Source organism: Streptomyces sp. UH6 (assembly GCF_013421635.1).
In the GTDB taxonomy this organism is placed as follows: domain Bacteria; phylum Actinomycetota; class Actinomycetes; order Streptomycetales; family Streptomycetaceae; genus Streptomyces; species Streptomyces abyssomicinicus.
Window position 1 is genome coordinate 1 of sequence record NZ_JACADT010000276.1, and the last position, 6333, is coordinate 6333.

The window sequence follows — 6333 nt, forward strand, 5'->3', positions numbered from 1 at the left end:
GCTGCTCCTGCTGGCCGCCGACGGACGGGCCGTGCGCGGACGGCCCCGCGGATCCTGGACCTCCCACCAGTACCGGTGGTCGCCGCTGGAACGGTGGTGTCCGCGAGGACTGGCCGACCTCCCCGACGCCGAGGCGGCGACGGAGCTGGCCCGGCTGTGGCTGCGGTCGTTCGGGCCCGCCCCCGCGGAGGACCTGCAGTGGTGGACGGGCTGGACCCGCACCCGCACCCGGCAGGCCCTGGCCGGCCTGGACCTGGTGGAGGCCGACCTCGACGGCACCCCCGGGCTGCTGCTCGCCGACGACCAGGAGGACGTGCCCGAGCCGGAGCCCTGGGCGGCGCTGCTGCCCGCCCTCGACCCCACCCCCATGGGATGGCGGCGGCGCGAGTGGTTCCTCGGCCCGCACGGCCCGAAACTGTTCGACCGGGCGGGCAACATCGGCCCCTCCGTCTGGTGGAACGGCCGTGTCGTCGGAGGCTGGACCACCGACGACCGCGGCAGGGTCGTCCACCGGTTCCTCGAGGACGTCGGAGCCGGGGCCCGCGCCGCGGTCCGGGCCGAGGCCGACCGGCTCACCGCCCTCCTCGACGGCACCCGCATCACCCCCAGGACGCGGGGGCGCACCTGGCTGGAGGACGAACTCGCGGCGGCGAAGGGGTAGTCGGTCACCGCGGTCCCGCCTTCCGCCCGGCCCCGGACCGGAGAGCCGCCGGCCGCCGGACCCCGGCCCCGCCGACGCCGGGCCGCGTTGTCGGTGGTGCCCTCTAGCGTGGACGCCACCGGGGAACGACGACCGACGGAGGATGGGCGCGATGGAGTTCACGATCGAGCGGAGCACATTGGCGGAAGCCGTGGCCCGGGCGGCGCGGTCCCTGCCCGCGCGCTCCACGGTGCCCGTCCTGGGCGGCCTGCTGCTGGACGCCCGGGCCGGCCGGCTCAGGATCTCCGGCTTCGACCACGAGGCCTTCGCCGAGATCGACACCCCCGCCGACACGGCCGTCGACGGCCGCGTCCTGGTCCTGGGGCGCCGCCTGGCGGACATCTGCAAGGTGCTGCCCGAGGGCAGGGTCGGCTGCGCGCTGGAGGGCTCCCGCTTCACCGTGGACGGCGGCGGCACCCGCTTCGGCCTGTCCACCCTCCCCCTGGAGGAGTATCCGGCGCTCCCCACCCTCCCCGCGGTCCGGGGCCAGGTCGACGCGGCGGAGTTCGCGGCCGCGCTCGGCCAGGTGGTGATCGCCGCGGGGCGGGACGACACCCTGCCCGTGCTCACCGGGGTACAGCTCCGCACGGAGGGGGAGACACTGACCCTCTCCGCCTCCGACCGCTACCGCTACGCCGTACGTTCCCTGCCCTGGAAGCCCGAGCCGGACGCCGCCGTGGAGACCCTGGAGATCGTGCTCCCCGGGCGTCGGCTGACCGATCTGGCGCGTGCCGTGTCCCGCTCCGGAACGCTGCGGGTGGGCCTCGACCCGCACGGCGGCAGCGGCCTGGTCTCCTTCGAGACCGCCGGCATGCGCAGCGCCCTGCGGCTGCTGGACGGGCGGCTGCCCCGCTACGACAAGCTCTTCTCCCTGGACGGCCCCGCCGTGGCCGAGGTGGAGCGCGAGCCGCTGACCGAGGCGGTGCGCCGGGTGGGCGTGGTGGCCGAACCCAACAGCCCGATACGCATGGACTTCTCGGTGGACGGCGCAGTGCTGCTGCAGGCCGGTTACGAGGACGACGTGGCCTCGCAGCGGATGGCGGCCACCCTCGCCGCGAGCGGGGACGTCTCGGTCGCCTTCAACCCCCAGTACCTGCTGGACGCCCTCCAGTCCTTCACCTCGCAGCGGATCCGGTTCGAACTGCTGGGCCCCGGGCAGCGCGCCCTGCTGGGCGGAGTCCCGGGAAGCGGGGAGAGCGACGCCACCGAGGTGACGCACCGTCATCTGCTGATGTCCGTCCGCCAGTTGAGCTGATCGCCTCGGCGCCCCTGCCCGGGGGAGGGCGGCCGGACGGGCGTAGAGTTCGATCTCCCCGACCGGCCGGGAGGATCATCGGACCGGTGGAGGGACACCGAACGACGTCCGGCCGGCCCGGCCGCTGTCCGAGAGGCATCATGCGACCCACCGTCACCCGCACCACCGTCCCCCGATCGGCCGCCGCACTCGTCCTCACGCTCCTGGGGGCCACGGCGTGCGCGGCCCCGTCCGTCGGCGAGGCCGACACCCCCGCCGCCTCCGGCTCCCCGGTGGCGGCCACCCCCGAGGTGCTGAGCACCCTGGCCGACCGGACCGCCGACTTCGAGGGCGGCAACGCCCAGCGCGCCATGGAGCAGCTCGGATCGGACGTGGACGTCCGGCTCACCGACGCCGGTGGGGCGGACCGGCCGGTGGAGAACCCGGTGGAGTGGAAGCTCTGCACGGTCCACCAGCTCAGCGGGACGAACGGCCGTGAGGTGTACCAGTTCGGCGTGGTCCGCACCGACGAGAAGTGCTGAACCGGGCACGCGGGACGGGGGACCGGGCAGCCCGGTGACCGGGGGCGGTCCCGGCCACCGGGCCCGGTCCGTCGGCCGGGCCTCAGTCCGTCAGCCCGGCCGCGACCGTCGCGCCCAGCTCCCAGCACGCCTGGGTCCCCGCCTTGCCCGGGTCGCCGGTGACGGTCACCGGTTCGGCGGCGCGTCTCCACCCCAGCCCGGTGGTGATCGACTCGATGGCGCGCGCGGCGCCCGTCACGTCGTTGTTGCCGTGCAGGTAGTAGCCGAACGGCCGGCCGCGGGTGGCGTCGAGACAGGGGTAGTAGACCTGGTCGAAGAAGTGCTTGAGGGCCCCCGACATGTAGCCGAGGTTGGCCGGGGTGCCGAGCAGATAGCCGTCGGCCTCCAGCACGTCCGAGGCGGTCGCGGCCAGCGCGGCCCGCCGGACGACCTTCACGTCCTCGATCTCCGGGTCGGTCGCCCCGGAGAGGACCGCCTCGAACATCGCCTGGCAGCTCGGCGAGGGTGTGTGATGCACGATCAGCAAGGTAGCCACGGCGCCATTGTCCTCCTCGGCGCCCGGTGCGACGATGCCGCCATGACCGACGCCGACGGCGGCACCGCCCGCCCCCGCCCCGAAGCACTCTTCGACGCCCTGGGGGCCGACTACGAGAAGGCGTTCGCCGGCTCCGAGGCGCACCACGCCTCGCTGAGGTGGCTGCTGGACCGGCTGCGGCCCGGCAGCCGTGTCCTCGACGTGGGCAGCGGCACCGGCAGGCCCACCGCCGAGGTCCTCGCCGGGGCCGGTCACGACGTGCTGGGGGTGGACGTCTCGCCGGTGATGGTCGACCTGGCGTCCCGGCAGGTGCCCAAGGCCCGGTTCCGCCTCGCCGACGCCCGCCGGATGCCGCTGGAGGACGCCTCGTTCGACGCCGTCACGGTGTACTTCTCGCTGCTGCAGATGACCCGCGGCGAGCAGGACGGCCTGGTGCGGCGCCTCACCCGCGCCGTGCGGCCGGGCGGCGCCGCGGTGCTGGCCACGGTGCCGGTGGACGCGGACGACGTCCCGCACGCCTTCATGGGGCACCCGGTCAGGGTGAGCAGCTTCGCGGCGGCCGGGTTCGCGGACCTGGCCCGGCGGGCGGGCCTCACCGTGGTCGAGGAGACGTCCGCCCTCTTCACCCCCGCCCACCCCGACGCCGAGCCGGAGCCGCACCTCTACCTGCACTGCGTGCGGGACTGAGAGCCGTTCGGGACCGGGAGCAGCGGTCGCCGCCGGACTGGGTACACGGGAGTGTGTCCCAGGAGAACGACGACCGCAGCGGGAAAGGACGCACTCCATGAGCCGCACCATGCTGGCGGGCCGGATGAACTTCGCCACCCGGACGTTCGAGGTCAAGGAGGTGCCGCTGCCCGATCCGGGACCGGGGGAGGTGAGGGTGCGGGTCCGCGCCGCGGGTGTCTGCCTCTCCGACGTCCACCTGATCGAGGGCCTGCTCCGCCCGATGCTGCTCCAGGGGGACGAGGTCACGCTCGGGCACGAGGTGGCCGGCGAGGTCGACGTGCCCGGCGAGGGTGTCACCGGTGCCGAACCCGGCACCCGGGTGATCGTCGGCGCGGGCAAGCGCGTCGGCGAGGTCGTGTGGACCATGGGCGTCGACTACGACGGAGGCTGGGCGGAGTACGTCGTCGCGCCCGCCGAGGTACTGCTGCCGATCCCCGACAGCCTGCCGTTCGAGCAGGCCGCCGTCATCCCGGACGCCGTGTCCACCCCCTGGGCCGCCGTCGAGTGGACCGGGCAGGTCAAGGCGGGCGAGGCGGTCGGCGTCTGGGGCATCGGCGGCCTCGGCGCGCACGGCGTGCAGCTGCTGCGCTTCGCCGGAGCGGCGCCGATCGTCGCCGTGGACCCGGTGGAGGCGGCCCGTGAACGGGCCCTGGAGTTCGGCGCGGACCTCGCGCTGGACCCTGCGGACCCGGACTTCGACACCAGGATCGCCGCCGCCACCAGGGGCGCGGGGCTGGACGCGGCCATCGACTTCGCGGGCGTCGCGCCCGTCCGCGACCAGGCGCTGCGGGCCCTGGGGACCGGCGGCCGGCTGGTGCTGGTGGGCATCAGCGGAGGGGCGCTGACGGTCGAGAACGACGGACGGTTCCAGTACGCGCGCAAGCGGATCCTGGGCCACTACGGCTCGGAGCCGCGGCACGTGGCGGACCTGGTGCGCCTGGTCGAACTGGGCCGGCTGGACTTCTCGCGCTCCGTCAGCGGCACCCTGCCGCTCGCCGACGCGGCTCAGGCGGTGGAGACCCTGGAGTCCAAGAAGGGCAACCCCATCCGCCTGGTGCTCATCCCGTAGACCACCAGTGGGCCACCGGGCCCTCCCCCCGGTGCCAGGCGTCGAGCATCGCCGCGAGCGGCGTGAGCACCTCCCGCCCCAGCCAGTCGAGGGTCGCCGCGTCGAACCGGCGGGGGCGGGCCTCCACCCACATGATCAGGTAGAGGTAGGCGCGGTAGAGGGCGATCCGGTTGCGGGCGGACGCGTCGAGGTCCACCGAGCCGCCGGCGGCGCGGTAGCCGTTCAGGAAGGCGTCGTCCACGGTGATGTCGTGGGTGAGGGCCAGTGAGACGAACTCCGCCAGGGGGTCGCCCCAGAAGGCGCGTTCCGCGTCGATCAGCGCGGTGATCCGTGGCCCTGCGGGCCGCGGTTCGGCGAGGATGTTGCCGTCCCACAGGTCCCAGTGCACGAGGCGGGGCACCGTCACCTCGTCGAGCACGGAACTCTCGGCGGCGATCACCGCCCGGATCTCCTCCGCCGGCCGGGGGAGGGGGACCGCGAAGCGCCCGGCGTCGTCCAGCACCGCGTCCACCATCTCCAGGAACGCCTCCCGCCAGCTCGGGCGCAACGGGCCGAACGGGAGCGCCGGGTACCCGAATCCCTCCGTGCCGGTCACGGCGTGCAGCTGGGCCATGTGCCCCCCGAGCTCCGCCCGGACCCGCGCCCACGCCCCGGCGTCCAGCTCCCGCGCGAGCCTGTCCCAGGGCACTCCGGGGCACTCGGACGTCACCAGGTGATCCCCGGGTCCATCCTCGTCCCGCGCGCTCACGGCCAGCACCGTCGCGACCGGGACAGAGGTCCTCTCGCGGGCCGTCCGCAGGTACCAGGCCTCCGTGCCGAGAATGCCGCGTTCGTAGCGCAGCACCGGATCACCCGGGCCGGGCGCGAGCTTCACCACCAGGCCGTCCCCGTCCACCGTCCGCACGCCGAACACGGCGCTGAAGGTGCCGCCGTCCAGCTTCCGGCAGCCGGCCACCCGGTCCCGGCCGACCCCGGCGTCCTCCAGGGCCGCCACCAGGCGCGCACGGCGCCGCTCGTCCTCGACGGGCTCCGACATGTTCGATCCCCCTTGGGCTCGCCACCCCGCGCCGATGGCCCCGCCATCCTGACAGCCCGGGCCGGGGCAGGGGAAGAAGCGTTCCGTCCCCGCCTCCGTCGAGCGCACCCGACGGTGCCCTCAGCACTGACCGGAGCCCGTCAAGGGTAGGGATCACCCCGCCGCAGGCCGGCCGCGCCCGAGCCCGCCGTGTCGAAGGGACACCCATGACCGCGCCCACCGCCCTCGTGATCCAGAACTTCCCCGGGGGAGGCCCCCGCCGCTGGGGGGACTGGCTCGACGAGGCGGGCCTCGGCTGTGAGGTGATCGAGGCCCACACCGGCGCGGCGGTCCCGGACACCCGGGCCGCCCGCGGCCACGCCGCCCTGGTGGTCCTCGGCGGCCCCTTCATGCCGGACGACGACGTCCGCGCACCCTGGCTTCCCGCCGTCCGCGCGCTGACCCGGCAGGCGCTGGAGGACGGACGGCCCTACTTCGGGGTCTGCCTG

General features: G+C 74.9%; 7 protein-coding genes and 1 pseudogene. 6 read left to right on the forward strand and 2 right to left on the reverse strand.

Annotation, left to right across the window (positions count from 1 at the left end):
- The 3 genes from HW445_RS15240 to HW445_RS15250 form a co-directional block, all read left to right on the forward strand.
- Window positions 1–661, forward strand: a 661-nt coding sequence (locus HW445_RS15240) for a DNA glycosylase AlkZ-like family protein (RefSeq protein WP_180221559.1), incomplete at its 5' end; no start/stop codon positions are given.
- A 151-nt stretch (window positions 662–812) separates the two neighbouring features.
- Window positions 813–1955 (forward strand): DNA polymerase III subunit beta, encoded by a 1143-nt coding sequence (dnaN, locus tag HW445_RS15245; protein WP_180221560.1) that lies wholly within the window; start codon window positions 813–815, stop codon window positions 1953–1955.
- A gap of 140 nt (window positions 1956–2095) precedes the next feature.
- On the forward strand, window positions 2096–2476 hold the full coding sequence (locus HW445_RS15250; RefSeq protein WP_180221561.1) for a hypothetical protein: 381 nt from the start codon (window positions 2096–2098) through the stop codon (window positions 2474–2476).
- A gap of 82 nt (window positions 2477–2558) precedes the next feature.
- Here the strand turns inward: HW445_RS15250 and HW445_RS15255 are convergent, their stop codons facing one another.
- Entirely contained in the window at window positions 2559–3011 is a 453-nt protein-coding gene (locus HW445_RS15255; RefSeq protein WP_180221562.1) for a flavodoxin family protein, read from the reverse strand.
- Window positions 3012–3053: 42 nt separating this feature from the next.
- Here HW445_RS15255 and HW445_RS15260 point away from each other — a divergent pair, with 42 nt between their 5' ends.
- Together HW445_RS15260 and HW445_RS15265 are read left to right on the forward strand one after the other, a co-directional pair.
- Entirely contained in the window at window positions 3054–3698 is a 645-nt protein-coding gene (locus HW445_RS15260; protein ID WP_180221563.1) for a class I SAM-dependent methyltransferase, read from the forward strand.
- Between the two features lie 97 nt (window positions 3699–3795).
- Window positions 3796–4809 (forward strand): zinc-binding dehydrogenase, encoded by a 1014-nt coding sequence (locus HW445_RS15265; RefSeq protein ID WP_180221564.1) that lies wholly within the window; start codon window positions 3796–3798, stop codon window positions 4807–4809.
- On the opposite strand, the gene HW445_RS15270 is transcribed toward HW445_RS15265, so the two are convergent.
- The gene (locus HW445_RS15270; protein WP_180221565.1) at window positions 4799–5845 is read right to left on the reverse strand and encodes a phosphotransferase family protein; all 1047 of its coding nucleotides are present in this window, start codon (window positions 5843–5845) and stop codon (window positions 4799–4801) included. The two genes, HW445_RS15265 and HW445_RS15270, sit on opposite strands and share 11 nt — an antisense overlap.
- 206 nt (window positions 5846–6051) lie before the next feature.
- Between HW445_RS15270 and HW445_RS33545 the strand changes: the two are divergent.
- A pseudogene (locus HW445_RS33545) lies at window positions 6052–6333 on the forward strand (type 1 glutamine amidotransferase); the annotation flags it as partial.

Excerpts from the sequence above, each read along its gene's own strand:
- HW445_RS15260 (WP_180221563.1), top strand. The coding sequence starts at position 3,054 with ATGACCGACGCCGACGGCGGCACCGCCCGCCCCCGCCCCGAAGCACTC.
- HW445_RS15265 (WP_180221564.1), top strand. The coding sequence starts at position 3,796 with ATGAGCCGCACCATGCTGGCGGGCCGGATGAACTTCGCCACCCGGACG.
- HW445_RS15250 (WP_180221561.1), top strand. The coding sequence starts at position 2,096 with ATGCGACCCACCGTCACCCGCACCACCGTCCCCCGATCGGCCGCCGCA.
- dnaN (WP_180221560.1), top strand. The coding sequence starts at position 813 with ATGGAGTTCACGATCGAGCGGAGCACATTGGCGGAAGCCGTGGCCCGG.
- HW445_RS15270 (WP_180221565.1), bottom strand. The coding sequence starts at position 5,845 with ATGTCGGAGCCCGTCGAGGACGAGCGGCGCCGTGCGCGCCTGGTGGCG.